Origin of the sequence: Clostridioides sp. ZZV14-6153 (genome assembly GCF_020657855.1) — a bacterium.
Taxonomy (GTDB): domain Bacteria; phylum Bacillota; class Clostridia; order Peptostreptococcales; family Peptostreptococcaceae; genus Clostridioides.
In genome coordinates, this window is sequence record NZ_JAGWCZ010000020.1 from 1 (window position 1) to 19951 (window position 19951).

14 protein-coding genes are annotated in these 19951 nt (G+C 29.9%); 1 reads left to right on the top strand and 13 read right to left on the bottom strand.

Annotated features, from left to right (window positions below; translation table 11 throughout):
- The 7 genes from carB (KGF46_RS17550) to KGF46_RS17580 form a co-directional block, all read right to left on the bottom strand.
- Positions 1-3057: carbamoyl-phosphate synthase large subunit (gene carB / locus KGF46_RS17550; protein ID WP_227862206.1), on the bottom strand; the 3057-nt coding region annotated here is incomplete at its 3' end.
- Between the two features lie 179 nt (positions 3058-3236).
- The gene (gene carA / locus KGF46_RS17555; RefSeq protein WP_227839230.1) at positions 3237-4286 is read right to left on the bottom strand and encodes a glutamine-hydrolyzing carbamoyl-phosphate synthase small subunit; all 1050 of its coding nucleotides are present in this window, start codon (positions 4284-4286) and stop codon (positions 3237-3239) included.
- A gap of 257 nt (positions 4287-4543) precedes the next feature.
- Positions 4544-7750, bottom strand: coding sequence for a carbamoyl-phosphate synthase large subunit (gene carB / locus KGF46_RS17560; RefSeq protein ID WP_227828647.1), 3207 nt, complete (start codon positions 7748-7750; stop codon positions 4544-4546).
- A gap of 52 nt (positions 7751-7802) precedes the next feature.
- The gene (carA, locus tag KGF46_RS17565) at positions 7803-8846 is read right to left on the bottom strand and encodes a glutamine-hydrolyzing carbamoyl-phosphate synthase small subunit (protein ID WP_227828646.1); all 1044 of its coding nucleotides are present in this window, start codon (positions 8844-8846) and stop codon (positions 7803-7805) included.
- A 25-nt stretch (positions 8847-8871) separates the two neighbouring features.
- Complete coding sequence (pyrF, locus tag KGF46_RS17570; protein ID WP_227436407.1) at positions 8872-9588, bottom strand: orotidine-5'-phosphate decarboxylase; 717 nt, start codon at positions 9586-9588, stop codon at positions 8872-8874.
- Positions 9589-9963: 375 nt separating this feature from the next.
- Positions 9964-10599 carry a DUF1847 domain-containing protein gene (locus tag KGF46_RS17575; RefSeq protein WP_227856979.1) on the bottom strand — a complete coding sequence of 212 codons (636 nt, stop codon included), beginning with the start codon at positions 10597-10599 and terminating at the stop codon, positions 9964-9966.
- 23 nt (positions 10600-10622) lie between these two features.
- Complete coding sequence (locus KGF46_RS17580) at positions 10623-11537, bottom strand: nitroreductase family protein (RefSeq protein ID WP_227862207.1); 915 nt, start codon at positions 11535-11537, stop codon at positions 10623-10625.
- A 396-nt stretch (positions 11538-11933) separates the two neighbouring features.
- On the opposite strand from KGF46_RS17580, the gene KGF46_RS17585 reads away from it, so the two are divergent.
- Entirely contained in the window at positions 11934-13163 is a 1230-nt protein-coding gene (locus tag KGF46_RS17585; protein ID WP_227828643.1) for an aminopeptidase, read from the top strand.
- Positions 13164-13367: 204 nt separating this feature from the next.
- On the opposite strand, the gene KGF46_RS17590 is transcribed toward KGF46_RS17585, so the two are convergent.
- The 6 genes from KGF46_RS17590 to KGF46_RS17615 all read right to left on the bottom strand — a co-directional run bounded on the left by KGF46_RS17590 (position 13368) and on the right by KGF46_RS17615 (position 19888).
- Complete coding sequence (locus KGF46_RS17590) at positions 13368-15749, bottom strand: homocysteine S-methyltransferase family protein (protein ID WP_227828642.1); 2382 nt, start codon at positions 15747-15749, stop codon at positions 13368-13370.
- Entirely contained in the window at positions 15721-16446 is a 726-nt protein-coding gene (locus KGF46_RS17595) for a vitamin B12 dependent-methionine synthase activation domain-containing protein (RefSeq protein ID WP_227828641.1), read from the bottom strand. Before KGF46_RS17595 ends, KGF46_RS17590 begins: the two co-directional genes overlap by 29 nt.
- Positions 16436-16891 carry an S-ribosylhomocysteine lyase gene (locus tag KGF46_RS17600; protein WP_227828640.1) on the bottom strand — a complete coding sequence of 152 codons (456 nt, stop codon included), beginning with the start codon at positions 16889-16891 and terminating at the stop codon, positions 16436-16438. Before KGF46_RS17600 ends, KGF46_RS17595 begins: the two co-directional genes overlap by 11 nt.
- A 277-nt stretch (positions 16892-17168) precedes the next feature.
- Positions 17169-18356: an ATP-binding protein gene (locus tag KGF46_RS17605; protein ID WP_227850646.1), complete on the bottom strand. Its 1188-nt coding sequence runs from the start codon at positions 18354-18356 to the stop codon at positions 17169-17171.
- Positions 18346-19038, bottom strand: coding sequence for a response regulator transcription factor (locus tag KGF46_RS17610; protein WP_227828638.1), 693 nt, complete (start codon positions 19036-19038; stop codon positions 18346-18348). The genes KGF46_RS17605 and KGF46_RS17610 overlap by 11 nt, the downstream gene beginning before the upstream one ends.
- 133 nt (positions 19039-19171) lie before the next feature.
- Positions 19172-19888: a M15 family metallopeptidase gene (locus tag KGF46_RS17615; RefSeq protein ID WP_227862208.1), complete on the bottom strand. Its 717-nt coding sequence runs from the start codon at positions 19886-19888 to the stop codon at positions 19172-19174.
- Positions 19889-19951: the final 63 nt, after the last annotated feature.

Consider the following 19951-nt stretch of genomic DNA (forward strand, 5'->3'; position numbering starts at 1 on the left):
GTCATTACCTTTAGTAGGTGTATTTATTACTATATCAACTTGTTTATTTCTTATAGCATCTAGTATGTTTGGTCTAGGCTCTTCAACTCTGTTTACTATATCAGCCTCTATTCCATTCTCTCTTAGACTCTTAGCTGTACCTTCTGTTGCAACAAAAGTATATCCTAACTCTTTCATATCTTTTGCTATTGCTATAAACTCATCTTTATCGTTATTATTGACAGTAGCAAGCACTACTCCTCTTTCATCAGACATATGTCTACCTGCTGCTAAGAATCCTTTATATAAAGCTTCTTCTAGGTTTTCTCCTACACCTAAAACTTCTCCTGTAGATTTCATTTCAGGTCCAAGACTTACTTCAACTTTAGCTAATTTAGACATTGAGAATACTGGAACTTTTACTGATACTAGTTTAGGCTCTTTATAAACTCCTGTACCATATCCTAAATCCTTTAATTTAGCTCCTAGCATACATTTTGTAGCTAAGTCAACTATTGGTACTCCACTCACTTTACTTATATATGGGACTGTTCTACTGGCTCTAGGGTTAACCTCAATTATATATAATTCATTTTGGAATTCTATAAATTGTATATTAACCATACCAAGTACATTAAGGTCTAAAGCTATTTTTTTAGTATATTCTAGAATTTTATCTTTTATCTTATCAGATATATTTTGGCTTGGATACATTGTCGTACTATCTCCAGAGTGAACTCCAGCTCTTTCTAAATGTTCCATTATTCCAGGTATTAATATATCTTCTTTATCACATATAGCATCTACTTCTATTTCTCTACCAGTTAAATACTTATCTATAAGTACTGGATTTTTATGGTCTCTAGCAAAAGCATCATCTAAATACTGAGTTAATTTTTCCTCGTTGTAAGTTATTTCCATACCTTGGCCACCAAGTACATAAGATGGTCTAACTAATACTGGATAACCTAATTCATTAGCAACTTCAATACCTTCATTAGTTGTCCATACGCTTTTTCCTTTTGGTCTATTTATATCTAATCTCTCTAATAATTCGTCAAATTTTTCTCTGTCTTCTGCTGCATCTATATCATCAAAATCAGTTCCCAATATAGGTATTTTTTTCTCATGTAAGAACTTAGCTAGTTTTATAGCTGTTTGTCCTCCAAATTGTAGTATTACACCTTCTGGTTTTTCTTTTTCAATTATATTTAAAACTTCTTCTTCTGTTAATGGTTCAAAATATAGTTTATCTGATGTATCAAAATCTGTACTTACTGTTTCAGGGTTATTGTTTACAATTATAGTTTCTATACCCATTTTTCTTAAAGATTTTACACAGTGAACTGAACAATAGTCAAACTCTATACCTTGACCTATTCTTATTGGTCCAGAACCCAATACTACCACTTTTCTCTTATCACTTACAACTACTTCATCATATTGCTCATAAGTTGAGTAATAATATGGAGATAGAGCTTCAAATTCTCCTCCACATGTATCAACCATTTTATAAACTGGTTGTATATTATATAGACTTCTTAGTTCATATAATTTTTCTGGGCTAATCTTCATTAAGTCAGATATACCCTTATCAGAGAATCCTTTTTTCTTTAATTCATGTAAGTATTCCTTATCTAAATCTTCTATTTTAAGACCTTTTAATTTTTCTTCTTGCTCAACTATCCATTTAAATTTATTTATAAACCACTTATCAACACCAGTGATTTCTTCTATCATTTCTACTTTATAGCCTCTTCTTATCATTTCAGCTAAATCAAATAGTCTTTCATCATCAGGTACTACAACTCTTTTCTTTAACTCTTCTAATGTTCTACCTTCTGATGGAGCATGAACTAATGAATATTTTCCTGTTTCAAGTGATCTTATTCCCTTAAGAATGGCAGCTTCAAAGTTACTTCCTATACTCATTATTTCACCAGTTGCCATCATCTTAGTTCCTAATTTTCTATTTGCCTTTTTAAACTTATCAAATGGCCACTTTGGTATTTTTACTACCACATAATCTAAAGTTGGCTCAAAACAAGCATAAGTTTTTTTAGTTACCGCATTTTCTATTTCATCCAAAGTATATCCTAAAGCTATTTTAGCCGCCACTTTTGCTATTGGATATCCTGTAGCTTTTGATGCTAGTGCTGATGATCTACTAACTCTTGGATTTATTTCTATTATTGCATATTCTAAGCTATGTGGATTTAAAGCTATTTGAACATTACATCCACCTTGAACTTCTATTGCATTTATTATATCTATTGATGCTTTTCTAAGTAGTTGGTATTCTTCATCACTTAAAGTTTGACTTGGAGCAACAACTATACTATCTCCTGTATGAACTCCAACTGGGTCTACATTTTCCATGTTACATACAGTTATACAGTTTCCATTTCCGTCTCTCATTACTTCATATTCTATTTCTTTCCAACCTTTTATACTCTTTTCAAGAAGAACTTGACCTACTGGACTTAATTGCAATCCATGTGAAAGTATCTCTCTTAATTCTTCCTCTGTATCAGCTATACCTCCACCAGTTCCACCTAATGTGTATGCTGGTCTTACAACCACTGGATATCCTATTTTATTTGCAAATTCAAGACCTGCTTCTAAATTTGTAACTATATCACTAACTATTACAGGTTGATTTATTTCTTTCATTACTTCTCTAAATAAATCTCTATCCTCACCCTTTTTTATAGACTCTATAGACGTACCTATAACTTTTACATTATATTTATCTAGTATACCAGCATCATGTAATTCTACAGCCAAGTTTAGTCCTGTTTGACCACCCATACCTGCAAGTAAACTATCTGGTCTTTCTTTTTCAATTATTTTTTCTATAAATTCTATTGTTAATGGTTCTATATATATTTTATCTGCAATTTCTTTATCAGTCATTATTGTAGCTGGATTACTATTTACTAATACAACTTCTATTCCCTCTTCTTTTAGTGCTTGGCAGGCCTGTGTTCCTGAATAGTCAAATTCTGCTGCTTGACCTATTATTATTGGCCCTGACCCTAATACTAAAGTTTTCTTTATACTATCTAATTTAGGCATAACTCTTTCTCCTTATCTAAACAATTTTCACAGTTTTTATCTTCATAATCTATACAATCAATTTTAATTACTTTATTTCATCTTTAAATTTGAGTTTATTTATTATATCTATATTAATTAAACCAATACTTTTTTTGATTTAAGTTAGTCTTATTTTTAGCTATATATTCTGATATTATTTATTTTACAAACTCTAAAAACTTATCGAAAATATAGTCATTGTCTTTTGGCCCTGGACAAGCTTCAGGGTGGTATTGAACACTGTATACATCTAGCTTCTCATGTCTCATTCCTTCAACAGTATTATCGTTTAAATTTATATGTGTCACTTTCATTTGTTCAGGAACTTCTGAAACATAATATCCATGATTTTGAGAAGTTATAAATACTTTTCCCTCTTCTAAATCTTTAACTGGATGATTTCCGCCTCTATGTCCAAATTTAAGTTTCGCAGTTTTTCCGCCAAGAGCTAGGGCTAAAAGCTGATGTCCTAAGCATATTCCAACTATAGGCTTTTTACCAATTAGAACTTTTATATTTTCTATAATATCTTCTAAATCCTCTGGGTCTCCAGGCCCATTTGATAAAAATATTAAATCAGGATTTATACTTAATACATCTTCTGGAGATGTTGTAGCTGGGAATATTGTTATATCGCATCCACGAGCTATAAATGATCTTAAGATGTTTCTTTTAACTCCAAAATCCATAACAGCTACTTTTGGACCATTTCCTTCTATATGCTCTACTTCTTTTCTTGTAACCGTTCTAACTGCTTCTGTATTTGAAAACTTATCTAATTTATGTTTAACATCTTCTAATTTACTATCTTCTAACGTAATTATACCTTTCATTGTCCCATTATTTCTAAGTATCTTAGTTAAAGCTCTTGTATCTATTCCTTCTAGTCCTATCACTTTATTTTGCTTTAAATATTGGTCTATATCAATTTCACATCTAAAATTACTTGGAGAATCACTTTTTTCTCTTACTATAAATCCTTTCACTTGCACTTTTTCAGATTCTGCTGATGATAAATTTATACCATAATTTCCTATAAGAGGATAAGTCATAGTAACTATTTGACCATAGTAAGAAGGGTCTGTTAAAACTTCACCATATCCTATCATTGAAGTATTAAATACTACTTCTCCTACACTTTCTTCTAAATATCCAAATGCTTTTCCTATAAAAACTGTCCCATCTTCTAATATTAACCTTGCTTTCATATTACAGTACCTCCTATAATTCTCTTTAGGCAAACTAAAGAACATTAACTAAATATAATCTTTTAAATATCTATATATATTTTTCACTTTTACATTCTAGTTTTATACTCATTTGCATTTATTTTTTATCTTTTTCTATTATACTACAAATTTCTTAAAAAAAAGAAGTTATCTCAAAAGTAAAAACTCCTAGAAAAAATAACTTCTTCTTTTTAATTTAATGATTAAATTCTTAAACTATACAATCAACTTAATTTCTATTCAGCTATATTGTAAACTTTTAACTTATCTTTGTTTAGGTGTTTTTTCTTAACCTCTACTAAGGCTTTTAATGTATCTAAAGATGTCATTATTTCAGTAGAGAATTCAATAGCTGTTCTTCTTATTTTAAATCCATCTCTTGTTGAGTCATTACCTTTAGTAGGTGTATTTATTACTATATCAACTTGTTTATTTCTTATAGCATCTAGTATGTTTGGTCTAGATTCTTCCACTCTGTTTACTATATCAGCTTCTATTCCATTTTCTCTTAGACTCTTAGCTGTACCTTCTGTTGCAACAAAAGTATATCCTAACTCTTTCATATCTTTTGCTATTGCTATAAATTCATCTTTATCGTTATTATTGACAGTAGCAAGCACTACTCCTCTTTCATCGGACATATGTCTACCTGCTGCTAAGAATCCTTTATATAAGGCTTCTTCTAGATTTTCTCCTACACCTAAAACTTCTCCTGTAGATTTCATTTCAGGTCCAAGACTTACTTCAACTTTAGCTAATTTAGACATTGAGAATACTGGCACTTTTACTGATACTAGTTTAGGCTCTTTATAAACCCCTGTACCATATCCTAAATCCTTTAATTTAGCTCCTAGCATACATTTTGTAGCTAAGTCAACTATTGGTACTCCACTCACTTTACTTATATATGGGACTGTTCTACTGGCTCTAGGGTTAACCTCAATTATATATAATTCATTTTGGAATTCTATAAATTGTATATTAACCATACCAAGTACATTAAGGTCTAAAGCTATTTTTTTAGTGTATTCTACTATCTTTTCCTTTATCTTATCAGATATATTTTGGCTTGGATACATTGTTGTACTATCTCCAGAGTGAACCCCAGCTCTTTCTAAGTGTTCCATTATTCCAGGTATTAATATATCTTCTTTATCACATATAGCATCTACTTCTATTTCTCTACCAGTTAGATATTTATCTATAAGTACTGGATTTTTATGGTCTCTATCAAATGCATCCTGTAGGTATTGAGATAATTTTTCTTCATTGTAAGTTATTTCCATACCTTGACCACCAAGTACATAAGATGGTCTAACTAATACTGGATAACCTAATTCATTAGCAACTTCAATACCTTCATTAAGTGACCATACACCTTTTCCTTTTGGTCTATTTATATCTAATCTCTCTAATAATTCATCAAATTTTTCTCTGTCTTCTGCTGCATCTATATCATCAAAGTCCGTTCCCAATATAGGTATATTTTTCTCATGTAAGAACTTAGCTAGTTTTATAGCTGTTTGTCCTCCAAATTGTAGTATTACACCTTCTGGTTTTTCTTTTTCAATTATACTTAAAACTTCTTCTTCTGTTAATGGTTCAAAATATAGTTTATCTGATGTATCAAAATCTGTACTTACTGTCTCAGGGTTATTGTTTATGATTATAGTTTCTATATCCATCTTTCTTAAAGATTTTACACAGTGAACTGAACAATAATCAAATTCTATACCTTGACCTATTCTTATTGGGCCAGAGCCTAACACTATTACTTTTTTCTTATCACTAACAACTACTTCATCATATTGCTCATAAGTTGAGTAGTAATATGGAGATATAGCATCTATTTCTCCCGCACATGTATCGACCATTTTGTATGCTGGTTTTATGTTATATAGACTTCTTAATTCATATAATTTTTCTGGGCTTATCTTCATTAAATCAGATATACCTTTATCAGAGAATCCTTTTTTCTTTAACTCAAGAAGATAATCTTTAGTTAAGTCTTCAATCTTCATAACTTTTAATTTTTCTTCTTGTTCAACTATCCATTTAAATTTATTTATAAACCACTTGTCTATTCCTGTGATTTGCTCTATCATTTCTACTTTATAGCCTCTTCTTATCATTTCAGCTAAATCAAATAGTCTTTCATCATCAGGTACTACAACTCTTTTCTTTAACGCTTCAATACTTCTCTCTTCTGATGGTGCATGAACTAATGAATATTTTCCTGTTTCAAGTGATCTTATTCCCTTAAGAATAGCAGCTTCAAAGTTACTTCCTATACTCATTATTTCACCAGTTGCCATCATCTTAGTTCCTAATTTTCTATTTGCCTTTTTAAATTTATCAAATGGCCATTTTGGTATCTTAGCCACTACATAGTCTATAGTCGGCTCAAAACAAGCATAAGTTTTTTTAGTTACTGCATTTTCTATTTCATCCAAAGTATATCCTAAAGCTATTTTTGATGAAACTTTGGCTATTGGATATCCTGTGGCTTTTGATGCTAGTGCTGATGATCTACTAACTCTTGGATTTATCTCTATAACTGCATATTCAAAACTATGTGGGTTTAATGCAAACTGAACATTGCATCCACCTTGAACTTCTACTGCATTTAATATATCTAAAGATGCTTTTTTAAGCATCGCACATTCTTTATTGCTTAGAGTTTGTGTTGGAGCAACTACTATACTATCTCCTGTATGAACTCCAACTGGGTCTATATTTTCCATGTTACATACAACTATACAGTTTCCTTTTGAATCTCTTATTACTTCATATTCTATTTCTTTCCAACCTTTTATACTTTTTTCAATTAATACTTGTCCAACTGGGCTTAATTGCAATCCATGCGAAAGTATCTCTCTTAATTCTTCCTCTGTATCAGCTATACCTCCACCAGTTCCACCTAATGTGTATGCTGGTCTTACAACTACTGGATACCCTATTGTAAGTGCATAATCAAGACCTGCTTGTAACTCTGTAACTATATCACTAACTATTACAGGTTGATTTATTTCTTTCATTACATCTCTAAATATATCTCTATCTTCACCTTTTTTGATAGATTCTACTGAAGTACCTATTATTTTTACTCCGTATTTATCTAGTATGCCTTTTTCATAAAGCTCAACTGCTAAGTTTAATCCTGTTTGTCCACCCATACCTGCAAGTAAACTATCTGGTCTTTCTTTCTCTATTATTTTTTCTATAAATTCTATTGTTAATGGTTCTATATATATTTTATCTGCCACTTCTTTATCAGTCATTATTGTAGCTGGATTACTATTTATTAATACAACTTCAATTCCTTCTTCTTTTAAAGATTGACATGCTTGAGTTCCTGAATAGTCAAATTCTGCCGCTTGACCTATTATTATTGGTCCTGACCCTAATACTAAAGTTTTCTTTATACTATCTAATTTAGGCATAAATTTTTCTCCTTATCTAAATGGTTTTTACTATCTGTAAATAATACTAAATCTATATTAATGCTAAGAATTTATTAAATATACAATCTAAATCTTCTTTTGTTGTGTATTCTGGAATGTACTGAACACTATATATTGGTAATTCCTTATGTCTCATTCCTTCTATAGTATTGTCATTTAAATTTACATGAGTTATCTCTGTATTTTCTGGCATTTCTGAAACATTGTATCCATGATTTTGAGAAGTTATAAATACTTTTCCTGTTTCTAAACATTTAACTGGATGATTTCCTCCTCTATGTCCAAATGCAAGTTTTGAAGTTTTTCCACCTAATGCTAATGCCAAAATTTGATGTCCTAAACCGATTCCTGCTAGTGGTTTTTTGCCTACTAATTTCTTTATATTTTCAACTATATCATTTATATCTTCTGGATTACCTGGCCCATTAGATAATAATATCAAGTCAGGGTTTATTCTTAAAATTTCTTCTGAAGTAGTCATTGCTGGTACTACTGTTATGTCGCAGTTACAAGCTTTCAGTGAATCTAATATACTATTTTTAACACCAAAGTCTACAACTACAACTTTAGCACCAGTCCCTTTAATATTTTCAATTTCTTTTCTTGTAACACTTTTAACTGAATCTTTATTGCAACACTCTGTCAATTTAGACTGAACTTCTTGTAATGATACATTTTCTAAAGTTATAATACCTCTTTTTGTTCCATTATTTCTAATAATCTTAGTCAATGCTCTTGTATCTATTCCTTCAAGTCCAATTACTTTATTTTGCTTTAGATATGTGTCTATATCCATTTCACATCTAAAATTATTTGGGTTGTCACTTTTTTCTCTTACTATAAGTCCTTTTACTTGCACTTTATTTGATTCAACATCTTCTAAATTTATTCCATAGTTCCCTATAAGTGGATATGTCATTGTCACTATTTGTCCATAATAAGTTGCATCTGTCAGTAGTTCACCATATCCTGCCATTGAAGTATTAAACACAACTTCACCAACAGCTTCCTTTAAATATCCAAATGCTTTTCCTTCAAATACTGTTCCATCTTCTAAAATTAATTTCCCCTTCATATAAGCTACCTCCCAAATGTTTTATCTAAGCATTTTCTATTTCTTTTACAATATTAATAGCTGATTCTCTTGGACTTTCTGCTTTTGTTATAGGTCTTCCAACAACTAAATAATGAGCTCCTCTTTTTATTGCATCTGATGGAGTAACAACTCTTTTTTGGTCTCCAACTTCTGCTGACTTAGGTCTTATCCCTGGGCAAACTGTTATAAAATCAGTTCCACACGCTTCTACTATCTTATCTACTTCTTGAGCTGAGCAAACAACTCCATCTATTCCTGATTCTTTTGCTAATTTAGCTCTCTTTATAGCCAATTCTTCTGTTGTCATATTACATCCTATATCTTGTAAGTCTTGGTTGCTTAATGAAGTTAAAACTGTTACTCCAACCACCAAAGGTTTTTCTATATTTAATCTCTCTGCTTCTTCTTTAGCAACTAGTGCACATTGTCTCATCCCTTCCATGTCTGATACATGTATTGTCATTAACCAAACATTATCTCTTACTGCAGCTCTTACTGCACTTTTCATAGTATTTGGAATATCATGGAATTTAAGGTCTAGAAATATTTTTTTACCTTTTTCTTTTAAATAGTCTATAGTCTTTCCTTTTGTAGCCACATATTGTTCTAGTCCTACTTTAAATATATCTACACTATCTTCTAATTTGTCTATTAGTTCTTTAGCTTTATCAAATTCGTCAGTATCAATTGCAACTATTAGCTTCTCTTTACCATTTATCATTTTTACATCTCCTTTTTAATAAAGCCTAAATCCTCATAAAAAAATCCTCACACCAAAAGAGGCACAAGGATTTTATCTATACATAACTCTATTTATTAGCTATGAGATATCTTTCCCAGTCTCTCTGGACTAGTTTAAAAGACTTTATTATATTTAAATTTTTATTTTATACTCATCAAAAACCTCTAGAAGATTTACTAGAGGTTATATATTAACACTATCTATAACCCTTTAGTCTCTCTGGACTAATTTAAGGAATTTAGCTGTAATATTTTTCTTTATTTATATAACTTTATGTATCTTAAGGATATTTTAAAGTTTCATCTTTTTTATAATTAAACCACTAATTGCTTTTTATGTCAATAAGTCTTTGAATTATTCTTTATCTTTATCAAACAATTTTTTTTCAAAATAAGACTCTGCATTATATATCGCAGCAGCTGGATTATGCCCAGTTACTCTATCTTTGACAATTAGAGTTGTTATAGGAGCTTCCATATATTTCATAGCTAATGTATCATGTCCAACACATAGTCCAAGAATTATATTAAGGTCAACTTTAGCTTCATTTAAAAACAAAGCCTGCCCTATTGGATTACACATTATTTCATCTGCACACTTTGATATCGTTTGAGATGCTTCTAATCCAACTGTACTTTTAGGCATTGCTCCATTTTTACATATCACAGAAAACACTTCAAATCCATGATGTTCAAATACCTTTTGTACTGTTTGCATTTCTCTTTTTAAACCAATACAAAACGCTATACCAATTTTTTTATAGTCACATTTTTTAGCAAACTCTATAATCTCTTTTAACCTAGTATATTGACAGTATCCTTCTGTTTCAATTAATCCAGCATTATAAGCTATTTTTCTATTTTCTTCTTCTTCATAAAGTTTTTTTGCTTTTTCTTGTAACTCAACTTCTCTAGTTGGACATATCTTCATTAGCTTATCCATATCTCCATCTGAACAGCCTCTAAGATTACATTTCCCACACTTATACATACCTACTATCCCCTCTCAAAATTTTATTCATTTTGTGATTCTTCTTTTTCCAAACTTAAATTTTCATCTTTAGTTTCTTCTTCTGGTTTTACATGTTCAACTACAGTTATAAAATATGACTTTCCTATTCTATTCTTTATAGGAAGTTTTTCATATGAAACATCTATTTTATTTTTTATACATGCTATATCAAAATGTCTTAAGCCTACTCCTAAGCTAACCTTATTCATATCTTCACAATGTTTCTTAGGTTTCTTTTCAAATAGATGAAGACCTCGTTCATCTTTATGAAAATACCAAGGTTGAGAGTTTTTCACAGATGGAGCTCTTCTTGTAAATTCTAATATTTCTTTCCATTTCCTATTTCTATTTATTTTATTTATGATATCTTTTACTGGTTTTCTATCAGGCCTAGCGTGTCTTGTCCTAAATAAATCTTCATTTTTTGCCGGATATCCAAAAGCTATTATTATATATGGATTCTCTATTTTGTTTTCATCTTCTTCTTCCGTTTTTATTCCAGCTAAATAATCTAAATCGTCTTCTTCATCTTCTCTTGGGTCTTTGTTGCCAATATCTACAAATTCCAAGATATCTTCTCTTTTTAATGTCGACTCCAACCAACAAGTAGCTACTCCTAACGTTGTAAGACGTAAGACTATACCTTCAGTGGCAAAACCTATATTTTGTAGATAGTCTTTTCCTTTATCTGATGTGACTACTATATAATGAGGTGCTTTTACTTTACACTCTTTTCCCATTAAAAAGTGTATTATATGACCTCTATCAACAACATGTGCTTTAATATTTAAATCTTCATTTAAGTATTCTAAATTTTTACAACTTCTTTTTATTTCTTCCATTAATGGCTTTTTTAGTTTTGTACTGGAAAAATTTCTTACAGATTTTCTATAAAAAATGGCTTCATAAAGCTCCATTTATGCCCTCCTAACTGAAATCTTCTGTTCATAATATATAAACTACTATATTTAAACATATATAAGCTTTGCCAGAAAATTTTTTATTTCATTATAAATATCTATCTCATTATTATATTATAAGTTTTTTTCGGTATTCTTGTATAGCTTTTCACTAAAAAAGTATTTTTATTTCTACTTTAATACTATTATCAACAAAAAATAACGTCTTAGTTGCAATTATATATTTAAACAATCTATTTTAATTAAAATAAGTGTTTTTTATTTCTCAGTCTATTGAGTATAAATATTTTAAATATGACCCAAAATCTAAGTAATGATATTAATATTTTATAAGTTATTTAATGATATAATATTTTATAAGTTATTTAATATTAAAAATACAGGAGGAATAATATGGATTTTAATAAAAATTTAGAAAAATATGCTGAGTTAGCAATTAAGGTCGGAGTTAACATACAACCAGGTCAAACTTTACTTATAAAATCACCAATTGAATGTGCTGATTTTGCAAGAAATGCACTAAAGGAAGCATATAAATGTGGTGCTAAAAATGTATATATAGAATGGTCTGATGAAGAAAGTACTCTTATTAAATATTTATATGCACCAGACGAAGCATTTCATGAGTTTCCAAAATGGACAGCAGATCAATATGTAGACATAGCTAAAGAAGGTGGAGCATTTTTATCAGTATATGCTCAAAACCCAGATTTATTAAAAGATGTTGACCCTGAGAAAGTTGCTAACTTTCAAAAAGCTTCTGGAAAGGCTTTAAAAGAGTGGCGTTCTTATACGCTAACAGATAAATGTAAATGGAGTATAGTTTCTGTACCAACAAAAGATTGGGCAAAAAAAGTATTTCCAAATTTATCAGAAAACGAAGCAGTAGATAAGTTATGGGATACCATATTTAAGTGTTCAAGAGTTGATGGACAAGACCCTATAAAAGCATGGAAAGAACATAATGAAAATCTAAAGTCTAAAATGGATTTTTTAAATGAAAGTAATTTCAAAACTTTAAAGTATAAATCTTCAAAAACTAATTTAACTTTGGATTTACCAAAAGGTCATATTTGGTTGAGCGGAGCATCTAAAGACCCTAATGGAGTAAGCTTTAATCCTAACATTCCAACTGAAGAGATTTTTGGAATGCCACACAAGTTTAAAGTCAATGGAACTGTTTACAGCACTAAACCTCTTGTTTATGGAGGAAATATAATTGATAATTTCTTTTTGACATTCAAAGATGGTAAAATAGTAGATTTCTCTGCTGAAAAGGGATTGGAAACATTAAAGAAACTTATTGAAACAGATGAAGGTTCTCATTATCTAGGAGAGGTTGCTCTTGTTCCATATAACTCTCCAATATCTGATACAAATATTATTTTTTATAATACTTTATATGATGAAAATGCTTCTTGCCACTTTGCAATTGGTTCTGCTTATAAGACTTGCTTAGATGGTGGAAATGATTTGAAAGATGAAGAATTGGATGAACATGGAGTAAATGATAGTCTAACACATGTTGACTTTATGGTTGGCTCTTCAGACATGGATATTGTCGGAGAAACTCATGATGGAAAACATATACAGATTTTCAAAAATGGCAATTGGGCTTTTTAACTTATTTTTATACTAAAAAGGGCTGACGGAAGTTATACCAGACTTCCCAGCCCTTTTTAATGTTGATGATAAATATTTTTTTATATTAATTAATCTCATTATTATAGATTAATTCCTATTATTTTGGATATAAGTTTCTAAAACTTATATCTATATTATATATAAAATATCCTGTTTAGTAAAACCTTTATTTTAATTTCCATGCTAAAAATTTAACTTTGCTATCTCAACAGCAGATTTTGCATCTTTTGAATAATAGTCAGCTCCCATTTCCTCAGCATATTCCTCTGTCAAAACTGCACCACCTACAAATACCTTTGCATTTATTTCATTATCTCTTAATGCTTGAATTGTATCTTTCATACTTTGAACAGTTGTAGTCATAAGTGCACTCAATCCCACTAACTTTATATTTCTTTTTTTAGCAACCTCTACTACTTCTTCAATTGGAACATCTTTTCCTAGGTCTATAACTTCATATCCATAATTCTCTAGCATTATTTTTACTATATTTTTTCCAATATCATGAATATCCCCTTTTACTGTAGCAACTATTATTTTTCCTTTAGATACATTGTCACTACTTCTACTTAGTAAGGTTTCTTTTATTGTATTTAGTGAAGTTTTTACTGTTTCTGCTGATTGAATCAGTTGTGGTAAAAAGATGTCTCCACTATCGTATTTCTTTCCTACTCTATCAAGAGCTGGAATTAAAATTTTATCTAATATATAATTTTCATCCTTCTCTTTTAAAAGATTCAATGTTACATTTTTGGCTTCTTCTTTTAATCCTCTTTCAACTAAAACATCTAGTGACAAATCTTTATTAGCTTTAACAGTGGAATCAGACTGTTTTGAATTATTTATATTGCTATATTGATTTATGTAATTTATACATCCTTTATCTGTATTATTTAAGATTCTAAAAGAATTAACAGCCTCCATCATGCTATATTCGTTTGGATTTATAATTGCTAAGTCAAGCCCAGCTCCTAAAGCTAGTGTTAAAAAAGAGGCATTAAGTGCTTTTCTATTTGGAAGTCCAAATGAAATATTTGAAACCCCTAGTATAGTTTTTACCCCTAATGTCTTAACCATTGTTATGGCCTTTATAGTTTCTATTGCTTCCTCTTGTTGAGCTGAAACAGTTAGTGATAAACAATCTATAAATATATCTTTTGGTTTTATTCCATAAGAAACTGCTCTATCAACTATTTTTTTTGCTATTTCAAATCTTTCCTCAGCTTTTTTTGGTATACCTTTTTCGTCTAATGCAAGACCAACCACACATGCACCATACTTTTTAACTATTGGTAATATACTTTCTAAAGACTCTTCTTTGCCGTTTACAGAGTTTACGATTGTTCTACCATTATAATATCTAAGACCTTGTTCTAAAGCCTCTACATCGGAAGAATCGACTTGTAATGGTGTGTCTACTACTGCTTGAATCTCTTTTATTAACTTTGGCATTAATTTCTTTTCATCTATTTCTGGCAAACCAACATTCACACCTAATATTTGTGCCCCAGCACTTACTTGTTCTAGCCCTAAATTTATTGCATAATCTAAATTTTCATTTTTTAAAGCTTCTTGTAAAGATTTTCTACCTGTTGGATTTAATCTTTCTCCGACAACTGTAGGCGATTCTACTTCCACAAATTTTGATGGCGAACAAACTACACACTTATCAATCTTTTCGGTACTTCCCTTTTTAACAGAACTTATATTTTCAGATATTTCTTTTATAAAGCTTGGATTTGTGCCACAACATCCGCCTATTATAGTTGCTCCAGCTTCAACAAATTTTTTGACTCCCTCAAAAAATTCCTTTGCATCAACATCATATATAGCTTCTCCATCAACTATATTTGGTAAACCTGCATTTGCTTGAACCATTACAGGTATTGAAGCTCTTGACACGATTTTTTTTACTATTGGTAAAAGTTGTTTAGGACCTAATGAACAGTTTACTCCTATTGCGTCAACCCCCAGCCCTTCTATTGTAGCAACCATACTTTCTGGCATACATCCAGTAAAACTTCTCCCACTCTCATCAAATGTCATAGTACAGAAAACAGGTAAATCAGAATTCTCCTTAGCCGCTAAAACAGCAGCTTTAGCTTCATATAAGTCCATCATAGTCTCTATTACTATTACATCAGCTCCAGATTTAACACCCTGTAATACTTGTCTTTTAAATATCTCATATGCTCTGTCAAAGCTTAAAGTTCCCATAGGCTCTAACATTTCTCCTATAGGACCAATATCTAGTGCTACATATCTAGGTTTAGTGTTATCTACATTTTCTATAGCTTTTCTAGCCACTAAAATGGCATTGTCGATAACTTTTTCTACTGTATATTCACTATCTAATTTTAATTCATTACACCCAAAAGTATTTGTAAGAATTACATTTGAGCCTGCCTCTAAATATGATGTATGTATCTCTATAAGTTTTTCTGGATTTTGAAGACCAAATACTTCTGGATTTTCACCTATTTTTAACCCCTTTTGTTGAAGCATTGTTCCCATTGCACCATCAAATATTAATATATTATCCTTTAGATATTGTCTTATTTCCACAAGAATTCGCTCCTTTTCTATATGTACAATTTCTGTAGTTTTTACAATTTTCACACGATTTTTCTTTCTTTGATTTATCTATTTTTAAATTAGAAATGCCTATAATAGCTACTACTGATTTTCTTGGTATCATAATCCCATTTGATGTAATTGTGAGTCCTATTTGTTTTTGAGCATTTAAAACATTTAATATATCTATATTTTTCTCTATTGGTAAGTCCCCATATCCTGGGCTATATCGCATAGTTATAAATTTGTTTTGTTCTAAAAAAACCTTTTCTATGTTGTTTTGAACAATATCACATACTTCTTCTATTGCTGTTGTTCCACATGAATCAATTATTAGTCCTTTTGTTAAATCTGAGTAAGAGTATCTTTTTATTTCCTTTTCTACTTCTATTCCCAAAGTCGCTGCCATAATTACACATTCATCACAGTTTTTTAGAAGTTCATATATATCCTTACTCTTTAAAGTTAAATTTGTTCCCTCTAGTTCTACAATCTTATCTTTATTTATTTTGATAGGATAAATCCTAGATATATATCTAGGATTTATCTTGTTTTTGGCTGTTTCTATACATTCATCAATAGTTTCTTTAAGTTCTTTATCTATTTCTTGTCCTTTATATTGTAAATACCTTAAAACTTCACTTTGATTTATGCTTATACTTTCTCTTTCAATTAAATTATTCTCCATATATATTAAGAGAAAATCCTTTATCTAAAACATCTTTTGCATATTCTTTTGCTCCAAATAAAGATAAGTCTCTATAATTTCCACATTCTAAAGCTGTAGCAGCTGGCATTTTATCAGATTCAATTACTTTCTTTAATGCCTTTTCTAAACCATCTTTAACTGTCTTAGCATCTACATCTCCCCATAATATTAAATAAAATCCTGTTCTGCATCCCATTGGAGATAAGTCTATCACACCATCTAATGTCTCTCTTAAATAAGTTGCTAGTAAATGTTCTAAACCATGCATAGCAGCAGTTCCAAAGCTTTCTACATTTGGTTGTAAAAATCTCAAGTCAAATTTACTTATTTTATCTCCTTTAACTCCATCAAGTACACTGCACTTTCTCACAAAAGGAGCTTTAACTTTTGTATGGTCTAATTTAAAACTTTCTACTTTTTCCATTTTTGAATCCTCCATTATCACTTAAAAATTTGTTACTTTAAATCTATAAAAAAACTCTCCCTATCCACTATTGATAAGAAGAGTATATTATTTCCAATCATCTCATCGTTGTTAGCAGGACCACCTAATAAAAGGTTGGTATAGGTTCACTGAGCTAACTCTCTCCCCTAATTCTTGATAAGTATCTTATTAAACTGACTTAAATTATATATTACTTTTTTATTTTTGTAAACACTTTATGCTATAAATATTTGTGCATCTAAATCATACTTTTATCTTATTGCACAGTTTCTTGTATTATTGGTAGCTGTACCTCAAATACAGTTTGATGTATATTACTTGAAACAGTAATTTCCCCACCATGTAAATTCACAATATTTTTTGTAATTGCAAGACCTAATCCAGAACCTCCATCATTGCTATTTCTTGATTTTTCAACTCTATAGAATCTATCAAATATATTTGGTAAATCTAATACTGGAATGGGTTCTCCATAATTTATAACTTTTGCAATCGCCATATTTCCTTTTTTGGCAGTTACTATATCTACATAAATTCCTTCTTTTCCATATTTCATAGCATTGGTTATAAGATTTTCAAAAGCTCTCACCAATTTATTTGGGTCAGCATTTATAATTAATTTTTCTTCATTGAAGTTAACTCTACTAACCATAAATTCTTTTTTAAAATAAAATCCAAGTTGAGATACTATTTGACTTAATAGTTCTACCAAGTTTATATCTATTTTTTTTAATCTTATTGTATTATTTTGCATTTTTGTAAGTTCAAATAAATCATTTATAAGTATATTTAAACTTTTTGATTTCTCATATGCAATATTAACATAATACATCAACTGAACTTCATCTTTATACTTACCATCTTCTATCAATCCCAGATAACCCATTATTGAGGTTAAAGGAGTTCTTAAGTCATGCGAAACATTTGTTATTAAATCCGTTTTAGTCTGTTGAGCTTGTCTTTCTTCAACAGTTATATTTCTAAGTTGATAAACTATACTATTGATTTTATTTGCAAGTTCATCAATCTCATCAATTTTTTTATCACTTAATCCATTTGACTCATACTCAATATCTATACTTTTTTCTAAATCGCCTTCCTCCATTGAGTTTACAGCGTCCATGATAATTTCTAGTTTTTTATTTTTGTTATCAGTATCTTTTAGAAAATTTACAAGTTTTTTATTTCTCTTGTATGACATTAATGAATAAATTGATAATGATGCTGTCAGAAATAAAACAGAATATAATGTACTGTCTCCTATAACAGCTCTAATGTCTCTTAAACTACGCATAAGGTAATTAATCGTAGATAAAGTAGTTCTAATATATAATATCTTTATTATATATACACTTGTTAACATAATCATTAGGGTTATAATACAACTTATTATAAAGTCTACTATAGGGCGAAACATATAATTTAATACACTCTTATTTTTCAATTTTATATCCTACCCCCCATACAGTATGAATTATTTTTTCTCCATCTGTATACTTTTCAATTTTATCTCTTATCCTACTCATATGAACCATTACAGTATTGTTAGATTGGTAGTATTGTTCTTTCCACACTTTTTCAAATATCTCTTCTGTACTATATACTCTACCTCTATTATTTGCTAGTAAATACAAGATATCAAATTCTCTTGATGTCAAAAATATATCCTTGCCAGCTACTGTTACACTATGTTTTTCCTTATCTATTAACACCACTCCTACTTCTATGACATCTTTATTTTCTTTGTCAGTACCACTAAAATAATACGCTCTTCTAAGTAATGCTTTTACTCTCACAGTAAGTTCAAGTGGATTAAATGGCTTTGTTAGATAGTCATCTGCACCCGTCATTATTCCTTGTATCTTGTCCATATCCTCTGATTTTGCACTCAGCATAAGTATTGGTATATTTAAACTTTCTCTAACTTTTCTACAAACTGCTATCCCATCCATCTTTGGCATCATTATATCCAATACCATCAGATGAATATTTTCTTTTTTTAAAATATCTAAAGCTTCTTGTCCATCTTTAGCTTTAATTACATTATATCCATCATTTAAAAGATATATCTCTACAAGGTCTCTTATTTCCTTTTCATCATCCACAACAAGAATTGTATCTTTCACTTTTTCACGTCCTAACTTACTTTAATATAGTTCTTACTCATCTAAAATTATACTATACTTAAAGTAGTCTAATCTATCAAATTTATTTATATTACATTTAGTAATATTATACAATTTATGTTATGTTGTTTTATTATTTGCTTTGTAAATATTCTTCCAAAGTTAACCCTTTTGAATAAATTTCCTCAGCGACATCCTTACCCACATATCTAATGTGCCATGGCTCATATGCTGTACCTGTTATATCTTCTTTACCTTTAGGATATCTTATTATAAATCCAAATTTATGAGCATTTTCTGCCAACCATATGGCTTCTTTTGTGCTTCCAACAAACCATCTTTCTGGATTTGTCAAGTCAATACACAGTCCAGATTGATGTTCACTATGTCCAGGTTTTGCTACATATGCATCGGCTTTTTCCTGACCTTGAGAATTTACTCTTCTTGTATAAGTATCTTGTTGAGTATCATAAGACCGATATGCTGAAGACCCTAAAAACTGTATTCCTTCTTCATTAGCTTGTCTAACTAAGTCTTCTACTGCTTTTGCAGGTTCTCCTGCCATTTGTTTTTCCTCTTCAGTAGCTTCTGGAACAAACTCTATATTTACTTTAGTAATATCTTTTGGCATATAATCTTTACTAAGTTCATTTGTCTTGTTTACCAATAATATATTATCTGCTATACTATTTGAGTGATTTTTTTTCTGAGAATTTGCTTCAACATCTTCTGATGAAGCAAATTGAGCAGTTCCAGTCAGTTCTTCATCTTTCAGAATTTTATCTTTAACTATAAACATACTTATAAATACTACTACTATAATGGCTAACATCAATTTTAATTTTTTCATGGTTAAATCGTCTCCTTTGTTATGTTTGTTAATGTTAATTTTAGAGTATAAGTTTTAAGTATT